The 20836-nt window shown below is 44.1% G+C and carries 17 protein-coding genes; 14 read left to right on the forward strand and 3 right to left on the reverse strand.

What is annotated here, in order from left to right; translation table 11 throughout:
* Positions 1-126 precede the first annotated feature (126 nt).
* Entirely contained in the window at positions 127-3105 is a 2979-nt protein-coding gene (locus AB5217_RS08385; RefSeq protein ID WP_255421167.1) for a SusC/RagA family TonB-linked outer membrane protein, read from the forward strand.
* An 11-nt stretch (positions 3106-3116) separates the two neighbouring features.
* Entirely contained in the window at positions 3117-4730 is a 1614-nt protein-coding gene (locus tag AB5217_RS08390; RefSeq protein WP_032843972.1) for a SusD/RagB family nutrient-binding outer membrane lipoprotein, read from the forward strand.
* 243 nt (positions 4731-4973) lie between these two features.
* On the opposite strand, the gene AB5217_RS08395 is transcribed toward AB5217_RS08390, so the two are convergent.
* Positions 4974-5372, reverse strand: a complete 399-nt coding sequence (locus tag AB5217_RS08395; RefSeq protein ID WP_004297972.1) for a response regulator — start codon at positions 5370-5372, stop codon at positions 4974-4976.
* A 120-nt stretch (positions 5373-5492) separates the two neighbouring features.
* Here AB5217_RS08395 and AB5217_RS08400 point away from each other — a divergent pair, with 120 nt between their 5' ends.
* The 6 genes from AB5217_RS08400 (at position 5493) to AB5217_RS08425 (ending at position 14570) form a co-directional block, all read left to right on the forward strand.
* Positions 5493-7130 carry an ABC-F family ATP-binding cassette domain-containing protein gene (locus AB5217_RS08400; protein WP_004297971.1) on the forward strand — a complete coding sequence of 546 codons (1638 nt, stop codon included), beginning with the start codon at positions 5493-5495 and terminating at the stop codon, positions 7128-7130.
* 98 nt (positions 7131-7228) lie between these two features.
* On the forward strand, positions 7229-7639 hold the full coding sequence (locus tag AB5217_RS08405; protein ID WP_004306814.1) for a DUF6769 family protein: 411 nt from the start codon (positions 7229-7231) through the stop codon (positions 7637-7639).
* An 88-nt stretch (positions 7640-7727) separates the two neighbouring features.
* Positions 7728-8963 (forward strand): efflux RND transporter periplasmic adaptor subunit, encoded by a 1236-nt coding sequence (locus tag AB5217_RS08410; protein WP_368112591.1) that lies wholly within the window; start codon positions 7728-7730, stop codon positions 8961-8963.
* A gap of 78 nt (positions 8964-9041) precedes the next feature.
* On the forward strand, positions 9042-12140 hold the full coding sequence (locus AB5217_RS08415) for an efflux RND transporter permease subunit (protein ID WP_032843974.1): 3099 nt from the start codon (positions 9042-9044) through the stop codon (positions 12138-12140).
* A 157-nt stretch (positions 12141-12297) separates the two neighbouring features.
* A complete protein-coding gene (locus AB5217_RS08420; protein ID WP_032843975.1) occupies positions 12298-13482 on the forward strand; it encodes a TolC family protein in 1185 nt (394 codons plus the stop codon).
* Between the two features lie 257 nt (positions 13483-13739).
* Positions 13740-14570, forward strand: coding sequence for a hypothetical protein (locus AB5217_RS08425; protein ID WP_004321813.1), 831 nt, complete (start codon positions 13740-13742; stop codon positions 14568-14570).
* Here AB5217_RS08425 and AB5217_RS08430 read toward each other — a convergent pair.
* The gene (locus AB5217_RS08430; RefSeq protein WP_004321816.1) at positions 14567-16030 is read right to left on the reverse strand and encodes a methyltransferase RsmF C-terminal domain-like protein; all 1464 of its coding nucleotides are present in this window, start codon (positions 16028-16030) and stop codon (positions 14567-14569) included. The two genes, AB5217_RS08425 and AB5217_RS08430, sit on opposite strands and share 4 nt — an antisense overlap.
* Positions 16031-16139: 109 nt before the next feature.
* On the opposite strand from AB5217_RS08430, the gene AB5217_RS08435 reads away from it, so the two are divergent.
* From AB5217_RS08435 to AB5217_RS08460, 6 genes are all read left to right on the forward strand, one after another.
* Complete coding sequence (locus AB5217_RS08435) at positions 16140-16919, forward strand: DUF6249 domain-containing protein (protein ID WP_032843976.1); 780 nt, start codon at positions 16140-16142, stop codon at positions 16917-16919.
* Positions 16916-17467: an RNA polymerase sigma factor gene (locus AB5217_RS08440; protein WP_004297960.1), complete on the forward strand. Its 552-nt coding sequence runs from the start codon at positions 16916-16918 to the stop codon at positions 17465-17467. Before AB5217_RS08435 ends, AB5217_RS08440 begins: the two co-directional genes overlap by 4 nt.
* Complete coding sequence (locus tag AB5217_RS08445) at positions 17448-17777, forward strand: DUF5056 domain-containing protein (RefSeq protein WP_004297958.1); 330 nt, start codon at positions 17448-17450, stop codon at positions 17775-17777. Before AB5217_RS08440 ends, AB5217_RS08445 begins: the two co-directional genes overlap by 20 nt.
* 120 nt (positions 17778-17897) lie before the next feature.
* Positions 17898-19169 (forward strand): cardiolipin synthase, encoded by a 1272-nt coding sequence (gene cls, locus AB5217_RS08450; RefSeq protein ID WP_032843977.1) that lies wholly within the window; start codon positions 17898-17900, stop codon positions 19167-19169.
* A 39-nt stretch (positions 19170-19208) separates the two neighbouring features.
* Positions 19209-20003 (forward strand): thymidylate synthase, encoded by a 795-nt coding sequence (locus AB5217_RS08455; RefSeq protein WP_004311691.1) that lies wholly within the window; start codon positions 19209-19211, stop codon positions 20001-20003.
* 4 nt (positions 20004-20007) lie between these two features.
* Positions 20008-20502 carry a dihydrofolate reductase gene (locus AB5217_RS08460; RefSeq protein ID WP_004311692.1) on the forward strand — a complete coding sequence of 165 codons (495 nt, stop codon included), beginning with the start codon at positions 20008-20010 and terminating at the stop codon, positions 20500-20502.
* A 3-nt stretch (positions 20503-20505) separates the two neighbouring features.
* Here the strand turns inward: AB5217_RS08460 and AB5217_RS08465 are convergent.
* Positions 20506-20836 (reverse strand): Lrp/AsnC family transcriptional regulator (locus tag AB5217_RS08465; protein ID WP_368117363.1); only part of this gene is annotated, 331 nt, incomplete at its 5' end.

Here is a 20836-nt window from a genome sequence, read left to right on the forward strand (position 1 = left end):
AGCACCAAAATCAGGCTTTTCAAGGAAAAGTGAACATTATTGCCTCCAAAACGGTATCTTTTTATCATTTTGCACCTTCAAAAGGGTTAAAGAACTATTAACAATGATAAAGGCAGAAACTTCTACATACCAAGTTCTGCTAAAACTTTGCGCGTTTCTTATGTAGGAATGATTTCGCAGGACGTTTCCATCAAACCGGGAGTGATAAAAATTGTTTTGAAAAGCGACGCGAAAGCACTGGATGAGGTTGTGGTGACAGCCATGGGTATCTCACGCGAGAAAAAAGCACTGGGTTACGCCGTTCAGGACGTAAAATCGGATCAACTGACGCAAGCTGCCAACTCTAATCTGGCGGGAGCGTTGCAAGGTAAGGTGTCCGGTTTGGACGTGAAGCCTTCAAGTGGTATGCCGGGAGCTTCTTCACAGATCACTATCCGTGGTGCACGTTCTTTCTCGGGTGACAACACTCCGCTTTACGTTATTGACGGAATGCCGGTGACCAGTACGCCGGATGTTAGCACAGACATTCAGAACAATGGTAGTGTGAGCGGAGCGGACTTCGCCAACCGTGCGGTAGATATCGACCCTAATGATATTGAAAGTATCAACATTTTGAAAGGACAGGCTGCATCTGCACTTTATGGTATCCGCGCTTCCAATGGTGTGATTATCATCACAACCAAGAGTGGTAAAGGACTGGAAAAAGGCAAACCGCAGGTTAGCTTCTCTTCTAATGTCAGCTTCGATGTAGTCGGTCGTCTGCCGGAGTTCCAGAAAACATACGCACAAGGTTCGGGTGGAGTATTCAGCACTACTTCGGGAACGTCTTGGGGACCTAAGATTTCCGAACTTCCAAACGACGCAACGTATGGAGGTAACACAGATAACGAATACACGCAGAAGTTCGGTAAGCAACAAGGAAAATATTATGTTCCCCAGCGTGCAGCAGCCGGTCTTGACCCGTGGGCTACTCCACAGGCATATGACAATGCAAAAGACTTCTTCGACACAGGAATCACCTGGAGCAATTCATTGAATGTAGCGCAGATGCTCGACAAAAGCTCCTACTCTATCTCATTGGGAAATACACATCAGGACGGTATTATCTCAAGCACTGGTATGGACAGATATAATGTAAAGGTTAGTGCTGACACGAAACTGACTAACAACTGGAGTTCCGGATTTACAGCTAACTATATCACTACTTCTATCGACAAGGCAGTGACTTCCGGTAACGGTCTGTTGAGAACGGTTTACGCAGCTCCTCCCAGCTATGATCTGGCCGGTATTCCAAGTCACGTAGACGGTAACCCGTACACACAGAATTCTTTCCGTGGTAGCTTTGACAACGCTTACTGGGCGATGGAAAACAACAAATTTACGGAAGATACCAACCGCTTCTTCGGAAATGTGTATGCAAGCTATCAGACTGATTTCGGCACAACGAACCACAAGTTGAACGCGAAATACATGGTTGGTGTGGATGCTTACACCACTCACTATGTAGACAGCTACGGATATGGTAGCAACACCGGTGGCGGTCGCGGACAGATCGAGAACTACGGCTGGACAAATGCTACATACAACTCATTGCTGACCATCAACTACGACTGGCATATCAATGAAGACTGGGGACTGAACGCGGTAGTGGGTAACGAAATTATCCAAAGCAACAGAAAGAAGTATTATGAATATGGTACGAACTACAACTTCCCGGGATGGAACCACATCAACAACGCCACTACTCAACAGACAGAGGAAGAGACATGGAAAAACCGTACGGTGGGATTCTTCGGTAACGTATCGGCTTCTTACAGAAATATGCTTTATCTGACCCTCACCGGACGTCAGGACTATGTATCCAATATGCCACGTAACAACCGCTCTTTCTTCTATCCTTCTATTTCGGCTGGTTTTATCCTGACGGAATTAGATGCATTGAAAAACAATATAGTTAATCACGCCAAATTGAGAGTATCGTATGCGGAAGTAGGACAAGCAGGTGATTTCCTTGAAAACTACTACTCTACTCCTACGTATGGAGGTGGATTCTATACGTTAACTCCAATCATGTACCCGATGAAAGGTACTACCGCCTATACTCCGTACTACACGATTTTCGACCCGAAACTGAAACCGCAGAATACACGTTCGTATGAAGTGGGCGCTGACGTGAACTTCCTCGATAACTTAATCACATTCAGTTATACGTACTCACGCCAGAACGTTAAAGACCAGATTTTTGAAGTGCCTTTGGCTTCTTCTACCGGTGCTAGCAAACTGCTCACCAACGGTGGTAAGATTCATACCAACACGCATGAATTCACTCTTGGCTTCAATCCAATCCGGACGAAGAATATCAACTGGGATTTTGCATTCAACTGGACGAAGATCGACAACTACGTAGATGAACTGGCACCGGGTGTGGAGAATATCTCTCTGGGAGGATACGTTACTCCGCAGGTACGCGCTTCAGCAGGTGAGAAATTCCCTGTCATCTACGGTGTAGGCTTCAAGAGAGATGCGAATGGTAATCGTCTGGTAGACGAAAACGGTTTACCTATCGCTGGTGAAGCACAGGTTATCGGTAAGGTTTCTCCGGACTTCCTGATGGGTTTCAACACCACATTACGCTTATGGAAGTGTACAATCAGCGCAGTGCTCGATTGGAAACAGGGTGGTCAGATGTATAGTAGGACAACCGGACTGGCAGACTACTATGGTGTCAGCAAGAGAACGGAAAACCGTGATGGTACTATCATCTTTGACGGCTACAAAACTGATGGAACTAAAAACGATATCGCCATCACAGGTGCAAACGCACAACAGGTATATTACAGCCGTTTGAACGACATCGACGAATCTTCTGTATATGACAACTCTTTCATCAAACTGCGTGAAGTGGCTGTCAACTACAAAATTCTTCAAAAACGTTCGATTGAACTTTCTGTAAACGCATTTGCCAGAAACATTCTGATCTGGGCACAATTGCCTGACCTCGATCCGGAAGCCAGTCAGGGTAACAACAACATGGCAGGAGCATTTGAAGATTATTCAATGCCGCAAACAGCTAGTTTCGGCTTTGGTTTCAACATTAAATTTTAATCTGCAAGACAATGAAAAAATATAAATCAATAGGAAAATTGCTGGCAGTTTCTTTCTTGACTGCTACCATTGCTTCTGCTTGTACGGAAGACGCAATGGATAAAATCAATGAAAACCCTAACAATCCGTTGGATGCGCCCGCTAAGTTCTTAATTACGGACTTAGGCGTAAGTACTGCATTCAGCACTGTAGGAGGGGATTTCTCGCTCTATTCTTCTGTTTACATAGAACATGAAACGGGTATATCCAACCAGCTTTACCGCGCGGAAGTACGCAGCGGAGAGCCCACAACGGCTACTACCTACAACAATGCATGGATCAACGTGTACGCAAATATCAAGAATGCTAAAATCGTTATCAAGAAATGCGAAGAAGATCCTTCGGAAAAAGGAAACGTAGTGACGGAAGCGATTGCTAAAATCCTGCTCGCCTACAATGGAGCTGTGGCAGCCGATGTGTTTGGAAACACACCGTATAGCCAGACAGGTATCCTCAATCCGGACGGTACACCGATGTATATGCAACCTAAAATGGATACACAGGAAAGTATCTATCAGGAAGTAATGCAGAACCTGGATGATGCCATCACTCTACTGAATAACGGTACTGCCAAAGATACGGGCTTATCCGGTGCAGTCGGTTCTAAAGACTTGATCTATGGTTCAAACACCAGTACACAGGCAAGTATGTGGCTTAAAACGGCCTATGCGTTAAAAGCACGTTATACAATGCGTCTGCTCAATAAAAGTGCCAACAAGACTACAGATCTTCAGAATATTCTTACTTATGTGAGCAAATCATTTGCCAACGCAAGTGAAGAATGTAAGTTGGCCGTTTACGATGCTGATTCGCAATTGAATCCGCTTTGGTCCTTCAGCTACAGCCGCAACAGTTTAGCAGCTAGTGCAAGTCTGATTGAAAAGTTCGTTGAGCGCAATGACCCCAGAGCACCGCAAGCGTTCCTGGAACCTGATCCTACCGGATATATCACTTATGGATACGGAGCTACGCAAGCTACGGACATCGCAGGCATCAAAGCGGCTCCTAACGGAACTCCGCAAGAGTTGCAGAATAATTATGGTATGTCGATGATATCATGGGCTATGTCGGCTCCTACTCTTTTAATCAGCTATCACGAAGTGAAATTCCTTGAAGCAGAAGCATTATGCCGTTTGGGAGGCAGACTGGGCGAAGCTAAGACTGCTTTGAAAGATGCAGTCACTGCCGGATTCGAGAATCTGGGAAATTCAATTATAGATGCTGCAGACACTTGGATATATGATGGTGACAGCGATTTGGGTGCAGATGTGGCAGAAGCCTATTTCACGGATGAAGTGGAACCGTTATTCGATGCCAACCCTCTGCAAGAGACAATGATACAGAAGTATCTTGCTTTCTTCGGCGCATCCGGCGAATCACTGGAAGCCTATAATGACTACCGCCGTCTGAAAGGTGCAGGAGAAAACTTCATTGTACTGAAAAACCCGCAGAACAGCAGTAAATTCCCATTGCGCTTCGGTTATGGAGCAGACGATGTATTGGCAAATCCTGAAGTGAAAGCTGCTTTCGGTGATGGACAGTACGTATATAGCGAGGCCGTATGGTGGGCTGGCGGAAACAAATAATGAACTTAAAATCTCTCAAAGGAGAGACTTTACATAGAGTCGTTTCTGTACTCTAACAAATTAACAGAGACGAACAAAAATAGGCCAACCGTGAGGTTCGCCTATTTTATTTTATCCAAATGCATTAGATGAAGTTAGGTCAATACCATTTTTCTACCCAACCATACTTTTTTTCCATGCTTTTACGTTTTTAACGCTTAAGCATTTTTTGATAAATTAAAAAAAATCTCGTAAGAATCAATCTTACCACTGCAAGTCTGGTAAATATTTACTCAACGTAGTGCGGAGAATACCCAAGGTGATAGGTTTCACTAATACTTCAGTTGCTCCTGCATTCATTGCATTTTCCTTATCCGAGCTAAAAGCATAAGCCGTCTGCATGATAATAGGAATTTCTGTGTTAGATTCACGGATTATCTTCGTTGCTTCCAATCCGTTCATCACCGGCATCTTAATATCCATTAGCATTGCTTTGGCTCTTTGCTGGTGTTGCTGAAACAACTCCACCATTTCCTGGCCATTTTTAGCCCACTCGATATCACACTTTTTGCCTATGATAGCCTTGATTAATTTAAAGTTGCTGTCATCGTCTTCAGCTACCAAAATTAAAGGTCTGAATTCATTCATTTGTTCGCTTTCCATATCGCTTATATATTGTTTTTTTTTATCTGTTTTTTTAGAGCTATCTTCCTTTTCAGCCCGCAAGGTATAAAAAATATTCATATATTTCGCTATCTTTGCGCCTCAATTTAAAAGAATAGTATGATTTCTGTTGACGGACTAGCCGTAGAGTTTGGCGGCACTGCTTTATTTAGTGATATTTCTTTCGTAATTAATGAAAAAGACCGCATCGCTCTGATGGGCAAAAACGGGGCTGGAAAAAGTACGCTGCTGAAGATTTTGGCAGGCGCACGGCAACCGACACGTGGAAAAGTTTCCGCACCCAAAGATTGCGTAGTAGCATACCTGCCTCAACATCTGATGACGGAAGACGGAAGAACAGTGTTTGACGAAACGGCACAGGCTTTTTCACATCTTCATGAGATGGAAGCGCAGATCGAAAAGTTGAACAAGGAGCTTGAAACACGGACGGACTACGAGAGCGACAGTTACATGGCGCTGATCGAGGAAGTGTCCAGCTTGAGCGAGAAGTTTTATTCAATCGATGCTACTAATTATGAAGAGGATGTGGAAAAGGCATTGCTTGGATTAGGATTCACCCGAGGAGATTTCCAACGCCAGACGAGTGATTTCAGCGGTGGATGGCGAATGCGTATCGAACTCGCCAAATTGCTGTTGCAGAAACCGGATGTGCTCTTGCTCGATGAGCCGACGAATCATCTGGATATCGAATCTATTCAATGGCTGGAGGATTTTCTTATTAATAATGGGAAAGCGGTCATTGTAATTAGTCACGACCGTAAATTCGTGGATAATATTACAACACGCACCATCGAAGTAACGATGGGACGTATCTATGATTACAAGGTAAATTACTCGCAATATTTGCAGCTGCGCAAGGACCGCCGCGAACAGCAACAGAAGGCTTATGACGAGCAGCAGAAGTTTATTGCTGAAACGAAGGAGTTTATCGAACGGTTCAAGGGGACTTATTCAAAGACGTTGCAGGTGCAGAGCCGTGTCAAAATGCTGGAGAAGCTGGAATTACTCGAAGTGGACGAGGAGGATACTTCTGCATTGCGACTGAAATTCCCGCCTTCACCCCGTTCGGGCAGTTACCCGGTCATCATGGAGGGTGTTGGAAAGACATACGGAGACAAAGTGGTATTCCGCAATGCTAATCTGACGATTGAGCGTGGTGATAAGGTAGCTTTCGTTGGTAAGAACGGTGAGGGTAAGTCTACGCTCGTGAAGTGTATCATGAAGGAGATTGAGCATGACGGTACATTGACTCTCGGACATAATGTGCAAATTGGATATTTCGCTCAAAATCAGGCTTCGCTGATGGATGAAAACCTGACGGTTTTCCAAACGATTGACGATGTAGCCAAAGGGGATATCCGGAACAAGATTCGTGATTTGCTGGGGGCGTTTATGTTTGGCGGTCCCGAGGAATCGATGAAAAAGGTCAAAGTGCTTTCGGGTGGAGAGCGTACCCGTCTGGCTATGATTAAATTATTGCTGGAACCTGTCAACCTCCTGATTTTAGATGAGCCGACGAATCATCTGGATATGAAAACGAAAGATATTCTGAAACAGGCATTGCTGGATTTTGATGGTACGCTGATCGTCGTTTCACACGACCGTGACTTCCTTGACGGGCTGGTTACCAAGGTGTATGAGTTCGGCAATCAAAAGGTGACGGAACATCTTTGCGGTATCTATGAGTTCCTCGAAAAGAAGAAAATGGATTCGTTGCAAGAACTGGAAAAGAAATAATAAATAATAAAAAGAGGGTATCGGCTACAGGCGAAATAAAAGTATTTGTATATTTGCACTTTGAAGCTCTGAAAAGCGGATAACCTCTAAAAGAAAGGATGAAAGGGAAGAAACGAATTATAGTAACTCTGCTGTTTTTTATCAACATTATTATGTTGGTGGCAGCGGTTATTCCCCATCATCATCACCCCAACGGAATGATTTGCATGAAGCAGGACTTGCCTGTAGAACAGCAATGTCCCACGCATCATCATCACCCGGGAAACGACTCATGTTGCAGCAGCGAATGTATGACTCGTTTCTACTCTCCCACTCCATCCATACATACGGATAGCGGACCGGATTACGTATTCATCGCTACCTTATTCACGGATGTAATCATCGAGCATTTATTACGACCGCAAGAGAAACGGATTAAAAACTATTACGTTTACCGAGACTCTCTGCATGGTACGGATACTCATCGTACCACTTCTCTTCGTGCCCCTCCCTACTCTGTTTTTGCGTAAAAGCGTAAATGCAAATTAGTTGCATCTGCGCTACCTTATCTTTGTAGCGTAAAAAGAAAACAGTAAAATTTAGTAGGAAAATATCATTATGAAAAAACTTATTTTCGTGGGAATCCTGGGCTTATTCGTGCTGGGATCCTGTAATAATAGTACCGTCACACACACACACGATGAACACGATCATGCCGCGGAAGAACATAATCACGAGGCAGAAGGACCCGATCATTCCCATGAAGGCGAATGTAGCGGAGAACACAATCATGAAGCAGCCGATGAATACAACGAAGCTGCCGAAGCCCACGGTGATGAAATCATTCTTCCGAAAGCGAAAGCTGAAGCAGCCGGTGTAAAGGTGAGCGTTATTGAACCTGCACCTTTCCAGCAAGTGATTAAAACCAGCGGACAGGTGCTGGCTGCTCAAGGGGATGAATCGGTTGCCGTAGCTACAGTAGCCGGCGTGGTATCTTTCCGTGGAAAAGTAACGGAAGGTATGAGCGTCGGCAGCGGCACTCCGCTAGTCACTATTTCTTCAAAGAATATCGCCGATGGTGATCCGGTGCAACGTGCCCGCATTGCCTACGAGGTATCCAAGAAGGAATACGAACGTATGAAGGAGCTTGTTAAAAACAAAATCGTATCCGACAAGGATTTTGCACAAGCGGAGCAAAGTTACGAAAACGCCCGTCTTAGTTACGAAGCTCTTTCTAAGAATCATTCGGCTATCGGCCAAAGCATTACGGCTCCTATTGCCGGATATGTGAAAAGTATTCTCGTGAAAGAAGGTGACTATGTGACAATCGGACAACCGCTGGTAAGCGTGACGCAGAACCGTCGTCTTTTCCTCCGTGCCGAAGTGTCGGAAAAGTATTACCCGTATCTCCGCACCATCAGTTCCGCCAATTTCCAGACTCCTTATAATAATCAGGTGTACGAGTTGAAAGCATTGAACGGTAAACTTCTCTCTTTCGGAAAAGCTGCCGGAGACAATTCTTTTTATGTGCCTGTCACTTTTGAGTTCGACAACAAAGGGGAAGTGATTCCCGGCTCATTTGTGGAGGTATTCCTGCTTTCTTCAGTAATGGAAAACGTGATTTCTCTTCCGCGCACCGCGCTGACAGAGGAACAAGGCATATTCTTCATATATCTGCAACTGGACAAAGAGGGTTATAAAAAACAGGAAATAACGATAGGAGCCGACAACGGCAAAAGCGTTCAAATCCTAACTGGTGTAAAGGCTGGCGACCGTGTAGTGACCGAGGGTGCTTATCAGGTTCGACTGGCAAGCGCAAGCAATGCAATCCCGGCACACAGCCACGAACACTAAAGAGACTAGGCGTCGCAACCGTTTTTTTTGTGCGGCGCATCTATCAAGTTATTTATAACTCTCAATTAATGAAATATCATGCTTAATAAAATTATACATTACTCCCTACACAACCGGTTGGTTGTAGTTTGTGCGGCCATCCTCCTGCTTATTGCGGGAACGTATACCGCCATGCATACGGAAGTAGACGTATTCCCCGACCTAAATGCACCTACGGTAGTAATCATGACCGAAGCGAACGGTATGGCTGCGGAAGAAGTTGAACAGCTCGTTACTTTTCCTGTTGAAACTGCCGTAAACGGAGCTACGGGTGTGCGCCGTGTCCGCTCTTCCTCTACTAACGGATTTTCCGTTGTTTGGGTAGAATTTGATTGGGGAACGGATATTTATCTCGCTCGTCAGATTGTTAGTGAGAAATTAGCGGTGGTCAGCGAATCGCTGCCGGTCAATGTCGGCAAACCGACTCTTGGACCACAGTCTTCTATCTTAGGCGAAATGCTCATCGTCGGTCTGACTGCCGACTCCACTTCCATGCTCGATCTTCGCACGATTGCGGACTGGACCATCCGTCCACGCCTGCTGTCTACCGGAGGAGTGGCACAAGTGGCTGTGCTCGGAGGAGATATCAAAGAATATCAGATTCAGCTAGATCCCGAACGGATGCGTCATTACGGCATCTCGATGGGAGAAGTGATGGCTGTAACACAGGATATGAACCTAAATGCCAATGGAGGTGTGCTCTATGAATTCGGAAATGAATATATTGTACGTGGTGTACTCTCCACTTCGAAAACAGAGCAACTTGGCAAAGCGGTAGTAAAGACAGTGAATAACTTCCCTGTCACGCTGGAAGATATTGCAAACGTAACCATCGGCCCGAAGGCTCCGAAACTGGGTACTGCTTCAGAACGCGGCAAATCTGCCGTCCTGATGACTGTTACCAAGCAACCGGCTACCAGCACACTGGAACTGACGGACAAACTGGAAGCATCTCTGAAAGACCTCCAGAAAAATCTGCCGCCGGACGTAAAAGTTTCAACGGACATATTCCGTCAAAGCCGCTTTATCGAAAGCTCCATCGGCAATGTGAAAAAATCACTCTTTGAAGGAGGTATTTTCGTTGTCATCGTGCTTTTCCTGTTCCTAGCAAATGTACGTACTACGCTGATCTCATTGGTGACACTGCCTCTTTCCCTGCTCGTTTCGATCCTGACTTTACACTACATGGGGCTGACAATCAACACCATGAGTCTTGGAGGTATGGCGATAGCTATCGGTTCATTGGTAGACGACGCCATTGTCGATGTGGAAAACGTATATAAACGACTGCGGGAGAACCGCCTGAAAGCGGAAGCAGAAAGACTAAGTACGCTCGAAGTGGTATTCAATGCGTCGAAAGAGGTGCGCATGCCTATCCTTAATTCAACGTTGATTATCGTAGTCAGTTTTGTTCCGTTATTTTTCTTGAGCGGCATGGAAGGCAGAATGTTGGTTCCACTAGGTGTTGCTTTTATCGTGGCCCTGTTTGCGTCTACGATAGTTGCCCTGACACTGACTCCGGTGCTCTGCTCTTATCTATTAGGAAGCAATAAGACGAACAAGGAACTGAAAGAAGCTCCTGTTGCCCGCTGGATGAAAGGGATTTATGAAAAAGCACTGACTTGGGTACTGGCACATAAACGTGTGACTCTCGGAAGTACAATCGGACTTTTTGTAGTTGCCCTCGGAGTGTTTTTCACACTTGGACGCAGTTTCCTTCCTTCGTTCAATGAAGGATCGTTTACTATCAATATCAGTTCTCTGCCGGGTATTTCGCTGGAAGAAAGCAACAAAATGGGACATCGTGCCGAAGAGTTATTGATGACAATTCCCGAAATACAAACGGTAGCCCGGAAAACGGGACGTGCCGAATTGGATGAACATGCGTTAGGAGTCAATGTTTCTGAAATAGAAGCTCCGTTCGAATTGAAAGACCGCTCGCGCAGTGAACTGGTAGCTGATGTACGTGAAAAATTAGGTACGATCACCGGAGCAAACATAGAAATCGGACAACCGATCAGCCACCGTATCGACGCAATGCTATCGGGTACGAAAGCGAATATCGCTATCAAGTTATTCGGTGACGATCTGAATAAGATGTTTTCACTCGGTAATCAAATCAAAGGAGCGATCAGTGACATTCCCGGTGTTGCCGACCTGAACGTGGAACAACAGATTGAACGTCCGCAGCTGAAAATACAGCCTAAACGGGAAATGCTGGCTAAGTTCGGTATTACTCTGCCGGAATTTTCAGAATATGTGAATGTGGCTTTGGCTGGAAAAGTGATCTCACAAGTGTATGAACAGAGGAAGAGTTTTGACCTGATCGTAAAAGTGAAGGATGATGCCCGGGATGAGATGGAGAAAATCCGTAACCTGATGGTAGACACGAACGACGGCCGAAAAGTTCCTTTGAGCTATGTAGCGGAAGTGGTATCGGCCATGGGTCCGAATACGATCAACCGCGAGAATGTGAAACGTAAAATTGTCATTTCCGCCAATGTGGCCGATCGTGATTTGCGCAGTGTCGTGAATGATATTCAGAAACGCATCGACACATCGGTACAATTACCCGAAGGTTATCATATCGAGTATGGTGGACAGTTTGAAAGCGAGCAGGCTGCCAGCCGGACGTTGGCGTTGACTTCATTTATCAGTATAGTGGTTATCTTCCTGTTGTTGTATAATGAGTTCCGCAGCGTGAAAGAATCCGGGGTTATCTTGCTGAATCTTCCGCTAGCATTGATCGGTGGTGTCTTTGCCTTGGTGATTACAACAGGGGAAGTCAGCATTCCGGCTATCATCGGTTTCATTTCCTTATTCGGTATTGCGACCCGTAACGGTATGTTGCTCATCAGTCACTACAATCATTTGCAAAAGGAAGAAGGTTTGAATGTATATGATAGTGTGATTCAAGGTTCTCTCGACCGTCTGAATCCGATTTTAATGACGGCATTGTCTTCTGCACTGGCACTGATTCCATTGGCACTTGCCGGTGATTTGCCCGGTAACGAAATCCAGAGTCCGATGGCAAAAGTGATTCTAGGAGGATTATTAACGTCTACTTTTTTGAACGGTTTTATCGTTCCGATTGTTTATCTGATGATGCATCGGAAAAAGGCCCAGAAAAGCCTGTAGAGAGGGATATTTTTCCTCGGTGAGAAAGCCATTGTTCCCCGGTGAGGAAACAAGTGTTTCTCGGTGAGGAACGGGTCGTTCCTCGGTGTCAAACAAATAGATGCCTTATCATAAAGTATCTATCAACAATAGCTTGTAATAAATAAAGAAATTAGAAATGAAACAAATCATGACCATAAGCGCTGCACTTCTTTTCTTAACCATAGGTGAAGTGCAAGCCCAAAACGGAATTGAACAGGTATTGAAGAATATCGAAACGAACAATAAGGAATTGCAGGCAAACGAGCAACTGATTACCTCGCAGAAGTTGGAAGCCAAAACGGATAATAACTTGCCTGATCCTACTCTCTCTTACGCGCATCTATGGGGAGCAAAAGATAAAAGCGAAACAATCGGTGAGCTGGTTGTTTCACAAAGCTTTGATTTCCCTAGTTTATACGCCACACGTAACAAGTTAAACCATCTGAAAGCCGGAACTCTTGACAGTCAGTCGGATGTTTTTCGTCAGGAGAAACTGTTACAGGCAAAAGAACTTTGCCTGGACATTATCATGCTTCGTCAGCAAAAGCATATTTTGGAGGAACGTCTCCGCAATGCGGAAGAACTTGCTAAAATGTACGCCAAACGTCTCCAAACAGGGGATGCAAATGCTCTCGAAACCAATAAAATCAACTTGGAACTGTTGAATGTCAAAACGGAAGCATCTCTGAACGAAACGGCACTTCGCAATAAGCAGCAGGAACTGAATACGCTGAATGGTAATATTCCGGTGGTTTTCGAAGAAAATCAATATCCGGCTATACCGTTCCCAAGCGATTACCAAATGTTGAAATCAGAAGTCATGGCTACAGACCGTACCTTAATGGCACTAGGCAACGAGAGCCTCGTTGCCCGTAAACAGATTGCTGTCAATAAATCCCAGTGGCTGCCGAAGCTGGAACTCGGCTACCGTCGGAATACAGAGACTGGTGTGCCTTTCAACGGTGTAGTGGTGGGCTTTTCCTTCCCGCTTTTCGAAAATCGGAATAAGGTGAAAATTGCTAAAGCGCAGGCACTCAACATCGACTTGCAAAAGGATAATGCTACACTGCAAGTGGAATCTGAATTGGCACAACTTTACCGGGAAGCGAAAACGCTGCATGCTTCAATGGAAGAATATAGCAAGACTTTCCAGTCTCAACAAGATTTGGCATTGCTGAAACAAGCTTTGACAGGTGGACAAATTAGTATGATCGAGTACTTCGTTGAAGTATCGGTGATCTATCAAAGTCATCAAAATTATCTGCAATTGGAAAATCAGTACCAAAAGGCAATGGCACGGATTTACAAAAGCAAGCTATAAATAGTACATAAAACCCTTTAGGTATGGGTTACGCTGAACATACTAATTTCTATTTTTAAGTTATATAAGTATGTTTATATAATAAATTAGGCACGGATTACACAGAATTCACGGTCTTTAGTATTGTCATAACTATAAAGCAACAGTGTTAATCCGTGTAATTCGTGCCTAAATATATCTCCTCTCTTTTTCTTCAAATTCCGACTGGATATTTCAAAACAATACATTACATTTGCAACGAACATAAAATCTGAATTATGAGACCTAAACATTTCTATTTATTCATGTTATGCTGCATCCTTACGCTACTAAGTGGCTGTAAAGATGATGACGACAATCCACTGCGTTTTTACAACAGTGAATACGAAGTACCTATGGGTGGCAGACGTTACCTCGGCCTGGAAAGCGGAAATGGTGACTACTCACTTGCAGTGAAAGACACACGCATCGCAAGTGCCGGAACTGAAACTGGCTGGAGTGGAGTACCTGCCGGACGTATGATTTATGTAACCGGTATCCTCACCGGAACGACTTATCTGACAGTAACAGACAACGCCACACAAGAAACCTGCACTTTACCAATCAAGGTGGTCGATAATTACGAAAATATGGAGTTGCTACGCAGCTACTTGTCTAACTTACCCAACGGAGATGCGAATCTTCTACCCGGTATTTCCGACATTTTTCTGATTAACAACCACGCACGGGATGCTTATTTTTTCAAACAAGGAGAACAGACCGCCTTTTCATCCGGACTTGAATTAATAACCCAAGGAAGTTACAAACTGGAAAAAGAAGAAGGAGACGATAAGAAAATGACACTAACCCTCACTTTTTCGGAAGATATGGCAACACCTGTTTCCGATCATAAATTCATAATATGGGGAAACTCGTACTTATTTCATCGGTTGGATAAAAGCCTAAATCTGAACTGGAACACTCCGCCTATTGGAGAAACGCGGACATCACCTGCACCTCCTCCTTCCTACACGCTGGAAGAAATAGCTGAAGGCACAGAAATCGGAAAAGGCAGACAGCTTAGCTTTAGTCTTTCCCAACAGGAAATACCTGCGGGAATACTGCCTTAATCAGTAACGTATTCTGATAAGATGCGTATATTTTCCGGTAAGTATCCACTACGGATGCGCCATTCTTGCGGATAAAGATTATTGGCACGATTGCCGATGTTCTTCACAAATCCGAGAGGAATATGCCGATAAGTAAGCAAAACATATCCACGAGGGGCTGTTACCGGTAAGGTAATGGCCTCTTTTCGTAAATATGTGATGGCCTGTTCATAACTTATTTCTTCCGTAGCGAATGCTTCCCGGCATAAAAGTGAGGTACACATTGCCAACGCATGGTTAGGGATCAAATCCTTTCCTTTCACCTCGCCTATCTCAATCCCTGCCGACACAATTTTCAGGCTTTGTTTCATCGTCGCCAATTCATTAGTATAGTACTGTGAGAAAGCTCGGATATTTGTTCCTTCCGCCAATAAAATATACTTGTCCGAATTTTCATCATTCAACCAACTTTTAGCCATATTCAGATATTCTTTCGATACAGGAGAAGATGCTGCTGTTCCTTTCTTATCCTTCTTCTTGAAAGCTTTCTCTTTGGCGGAAGAAGATACTGGGATCTCTTCTTCCGTCTCCGGCTTACGAAAAGCCACCAGAAAAAAGCCTTCACCTTTCGTCTTATGAGGGAAAAAATGATAGACGGGAATAGAAGATTTAGAATGATCCCCTTTATCTGACAAAAGATCTCCTGTTATATTCCAATTCTCCTGCACCTGCACAGTTAATGGTTCGCCCCCATACTCTTGTTGAATCCAACGTGCATTCTCTTCATCCTCTTTTGTATTAAATGTACACGTACTATATATAAGAATACCTCCGGGCTTCAACGCATCCCAGATATCTGCAATAATCCGTCGCTGGCGCTGCCAACAGATTTCCACATTCTCGGGGCTCCACTCTTCCACAGCTACCGGGTCTTTACGGAACATACCTTCACCGGAACAGGGAACATCTGTAAGAATCACATCAAAGAAAGAGAGTAAAGCCGAAAAATCTGCCGGATCATTATTGGTCACTACCACATCCGGATGTCCCCACTTCGTCAGGTTTTCAGCAAGAATCTGCGAACGATTCCGGATTACCTCATTGGCTACCAACAGGCTTCCTTCGGGAAGTACACTACGGGCATGAGTCGATTTTCCACCGGGAGCCGCACAAAGATCCAACATCTTCACCGGTCCCGTGATATATTGCCGGAGTACCTGCTCCACAAACATGGAAGAAGCTTCCTGAACATAATAACAGCCTGCATGGAATAAGGGATCGAACGTGAAAGTGAGACGCTCCTCCAAATAGAATCCTTCGGAAGACCAAGGTACTTTATCCGATAAAGAATGATTGATTTTCAATTGATTCAACCGGATGCTAACCGGTGGTTCCTGTTGGAGGGCAACAGCCAGTTTGTCGTATTCTTCATCGCCCAATAGAGCGCGGGTGTAGTCTATAAAAGAAGCAGGTAATTCCATCTTTCGTTTATTAATTTCCGCAAATATCAAAAATATTTCGTCTCTTTGCAACTTTCTATGATATTAACTACGTCTAACAGATAAAGAAATAAATTAAAAAACTATTGATATGAAAAATTTTCTATTAGCATTGATGGTTGTACTGACCACTTGCACACTGGCTGTTGCCCAGACCACCGTTGTTCGTGATTCCATCGGGAAAGTAAAAGTAACTGTGACCAAAGACAATAAAGCAAATACGAACAATACTGCTGTCACAGTGATTGGTGTAGACACAGCAGATGCTGATTCTGCAGACGTAAATGCAAACTCAAGTAATGTTAACACCACTCATGGCAAAGCCAGCTTCACATTCGATTCGGATGACAGCGATTTCCCCTTCCACAATGTTAGTGCCGGCGGAGGTATTCTGGTAGCAATCATTGCAATCATTGCTGTATTCGGATTTCCGGTATTCATTCTATTTGTAATCTTCTTCTTCCGTTATAAAAACCGGAAAGCACGTTATCGCCTTGCCGAACAGGCACTTGCTGCCGGCCAACCGCTTCCGGCAGAGTTTATCCGCGAAAACAAAACAGTCGATTCGCGTTCACAAGGCATCAAGAACACCTTTACGGGTATCGGTCTTTTCATCTTCCTCTGGGCAATCACCGGCGAATTCGGAATTGGAGCTATCGGCTTACTCGTTACATTCATGGGTATCGGACAATGGATTATCGGTAGCAAACAACAGACTCAAGACACAAATGCTACCCGGATGCATACGGGTAATAAGGATGAAAAAAAGAACCCGAATAACGTTAGAACCGATAGTTTCGAAATCATCCCTTCCGAATCCGAAGAGAAAGACAAAGGAGTAAACGAAGAAAAGAACGACGAGAATAAATGAGCCAACTCAATGATATATCGTTAGTCGCACAGGTCGTGGTGTTCAAGAACACCAGGGCCTTTGACCAGTTGGTGAAGGAGTATCAGTCGCCCATCCGGCGATTCTTCCTGAACCTGACTTGCGGCGACAGCGAATTGAGTGACGACCTTGCGCAAGATACATTTATCAAAGCATATACGAACATTGCCTCTTTCCGGAACTTGTCAAGTTTCTCTACGTGGCTGTATCGTATTGCTTATAATGTTTTTTATGATTATATTCGCAGCCGGAAAGAGACAGCCGACTTGGATACAAGAGAAATAGACGCCATCAACAGCACCGAACAGGAGAATATCGGGCAAAAAATGGATGTCTACCAGTCACTCAAAATGCTTAAAGAAGTGGAAAGAACCTGCATCACGTTGTTCTACATGGAGGACATTAGCATCGACAAAATTGCAGGGATTGTAGGAGTACCGTCAGGGACAGTGAAAAGCCATCTGTCACGCGGGAAAGAAAAATTAGCAACGTATTTAAAACAAAACGGTTATGACAGAAATAGACAATGATAAGCTCTTGCGCGATTTCTTCGCAGAAAACAAGCAGGAAATAGCAGATAACGGATTCAGTCGCCGTGTCATGCACCACCTACCCGATCGTAGTAATCGCCTGGCTCGTATCTGGAGCGCTTTCGTGATGACTGTGGCGGCCGCACTTTTTGTATGGTTAGGTGGATTGGAAGCAACTTGGGGAACCATAAGAGAAGTATTTATCGGTATGATTAATCATGGCACTTCAAGCCTTGATCCGAAGTCAATTATTATCGCAGCTGTTGTACTATTATTCATGGCTACACGAAAGGTTGCTTCGATGGCATAATTAACTCCTGGAAAGAAGTTATTTCGTTAAAGAATGATAAATTTGCCCTTGTTAGCAAAGGAGCCCAAACTTAGATATCGTATCTTTGTTCTTCTGTAAACTAAAAGAGTGAGAAGAGTTTTGAAATTACGTATATTTATTTTATTTCTGTTCCTGCCTATATTGAGTGTTCAGGCAGGTATCATCGACAGTCTGATGATACATCCCAGGGACTCAATCGGATTAACCAGCGATTCCCTTGTGCTACGTTATTTACAAGAATCGGGAATCCCTATATCTGATAATAATAAGGTAAAACTGCTAAAAAGCGGACGGGAGAAGTTTATCGATTTGTTTGAAGCCATCCGGGAAGCTAAACACCACGTCCATCTGGAATATTTCAACTTCCGAAATGACTCCATCGCCAATGCTTTATTTGCTCTGCTGGCCGAAAAAGTGAAAGAAGGGGTCGAAGTACGAGCTATGTTCGATGCATTCGGAAACTGGTCGAACAATAAACCGCTTAAAAAGAGACATCTCAAAAAAATACGTGAACAAGGAATCGAGATTGTCAAGTTCGATCCATTCACTTTTCCTTATATCAATCACGCCGCCCATCGCGATCACCGGAAAATAGCTGTCATCGATGGAAAAGTGGCTTATACCGGTGGTATGAATATCGCCGATTACTACATTAACGGACTACCCAAAATCGGAACCTGGCGTGATATGCACACACGCATTGAAGGGGATGCCGTCAATGATCTGCAGGAGATATTCCTAACGATCTGGAATAAGGAAACCAAGCAGAATGTAGGTGGAGCCGCTTATTTCCCCCAACATGAGGAACAAACGGACAGTACGAATATTGTGGTAGCAATCGTAGACCGTACCCCGAAAAAGAATAGCCGTATGTTAAGCCACGCTTATGCCATGAGCATCTATTCGGCCCAAAAGAATGTTCATATCGTCAATCCTTATTTTGTACCGACTTCTTCTATCAAAAAGGCGTTGAATCGGACAATCGACCGAGGCGTAAATGTTACAATCATGGTTTCTTCTGCCTCCGATATCCCGTTTACTCCGGATGCCGCACTTTATAAGTTGCACAAACTGATGAAAAGAGGAGCTACTGTCTATATGTATAACGGTGGATTTCATCACTCTAAAATAATGATGGTGGATGATTTGTTCTGTACAGTTGGCACTGCCAACCTGAACAGCCGCAGCTTGCGCTATGATTACGAAACAAATGCCTTTATCTTTGATACCAAAATAACGGGTGAATTAAATACAATGTTCCGGAACGATATCGAGCATTGCACTCAACTAACGCCTGAATTCTGGAAAAAGCGCTCCCCGTGGAAGAAGTTCGTCGGCTGGTTTGCTAATTTATTCACTCCATTTTTGTAATTTTGTGCGGAGAATCATTTTCACCACAACTTATTCATTATGAAACAATACCTGGATTTACTCAATCGTGTACTAACCGAAGGTACAGAAAAAAGTGACCGTACCGGAACCGGAACCATCAGCGTTTTCGGTCATCAAATGCGTTTTAATCTTGATGACGGTTTCCCGTGCCTGACAACCAAGAAACTACATCTGAAATCAATCATATACGAATTACTTTGGTTTCTGCAAGGTGATACTAATGTGAAATATCTTCAGGAACATGGAGTGCGCATCTGGAACGAATGGGCGGATGAAAACGGCGACTTAGGACATGTTTATGGTTATCAATGGCGTTCATGGCCTGACTATAACGGTGGATTTATCGACCAGATCAGTGAAGTGGTGGAAACAATCAAACATAATCCGGATTCACGCCGTATCATTGTAAGCGCCTGGAACGTAGCAGATTTGAATAATATGAATTTGCCTCCCTGCCATGCTTTCTTTCAGTTTTATGTAGCAGACGGACGGTTGAGCCTGCAACTGTATCAACGCAGTGCAGATATTTTTCTGGGTGTTCCTTTTAATATTGCATCATACGCATTATTGCTGCAAATGATGGCACAAGTGACGGGACTGAAAGCCGGAGATTTTGTTCATACCTTCGGTGATGCGCATATCTACCTGAACCACTTGGAACAAGTGAAGCTCCAATTATCACGTGAACCTCGTCCATTGCCACAAATGAAGATCAATCCGGATGTGAAAAGTATCTTCGACTTCAAATTTGAGGACTTTGAATTAGTGAACTATGACCCGCATCCGCATATTGCGGGAGCAGTAGCCGTGTAACTTTATGAGTAAAATATCTATCATTGCTGCCGTAGACCGCCGTATGGCTATCGGCTTCGAGAACAAACTTCTTTTCTGGTTACCCAATGATTTGAAACGTTTCAAAGCATTAACTACCGGAAACACCATACTGATGGGACGCAAAACTTTCGAGTCACTACCGAAAGGCGCATTACCCAATCGCAGAAACATCGTTTTATCTTCCAACCCGGCTACAGAATGTCCCGGTGCGGAAGTTTTCCCTTCACTCGAAGCAGCTTTGCAAAGTTGTAAAGAGGAGGAACACATTTATATTATAGGAGGAGCAAGTATTTATCAGCAGGCTCTTTCTTTCGCTGACGAACTTTGCCTGACAGAAATAGATGATATGACTCCCGAAGCCGACGCCTATTTTCCAGAAGTATCGCCAGAGATGTGGCAAGAAAAAAGCAGAGAAGCTCATCCTGCGGATGAGAAACATCTCTGCTCCTATGCTTTTGTTGATTACGTGAGAAAATAACGATTAATCTTCATCTTCTATGTCGACCATGATTGGCATCTGCCGCTTAATGGCTTCATGGAAGGAGATTAATGTCTCGGTACGCGCCAAACCCAATGGTTGTAACTTATCGTGAATAATACTCAATAAGTGATGGTTATTCTTTGCGTAAATTTTGATAAACATATCGTATTTTCCGGTAGTGAAATGACATTCCACCACTTCGGGGATAGCTTCTAAAGCTTTTGTTACCGAATCAAAGGATTCGGGATCTTTCAGATATATACCAATATAAGCGCAAGTCTCATATCCGATTTTCTCGGGGTCGATGACATATTCCGAACCTTTTAATATA

This window comes from Bacteroides sp. MSSM.1001136sp1_RTP21357st2_D2_RTP21359_211015 (assembly GCF_040913205.1).
In the GTDB taxonomy this organism is placed as follows: Bacteria; Bacteroidota; Bacteroidia; order Bacteroidales; family Bacteroidaceae; genus Bacteroides; species Bacteroides ovatus.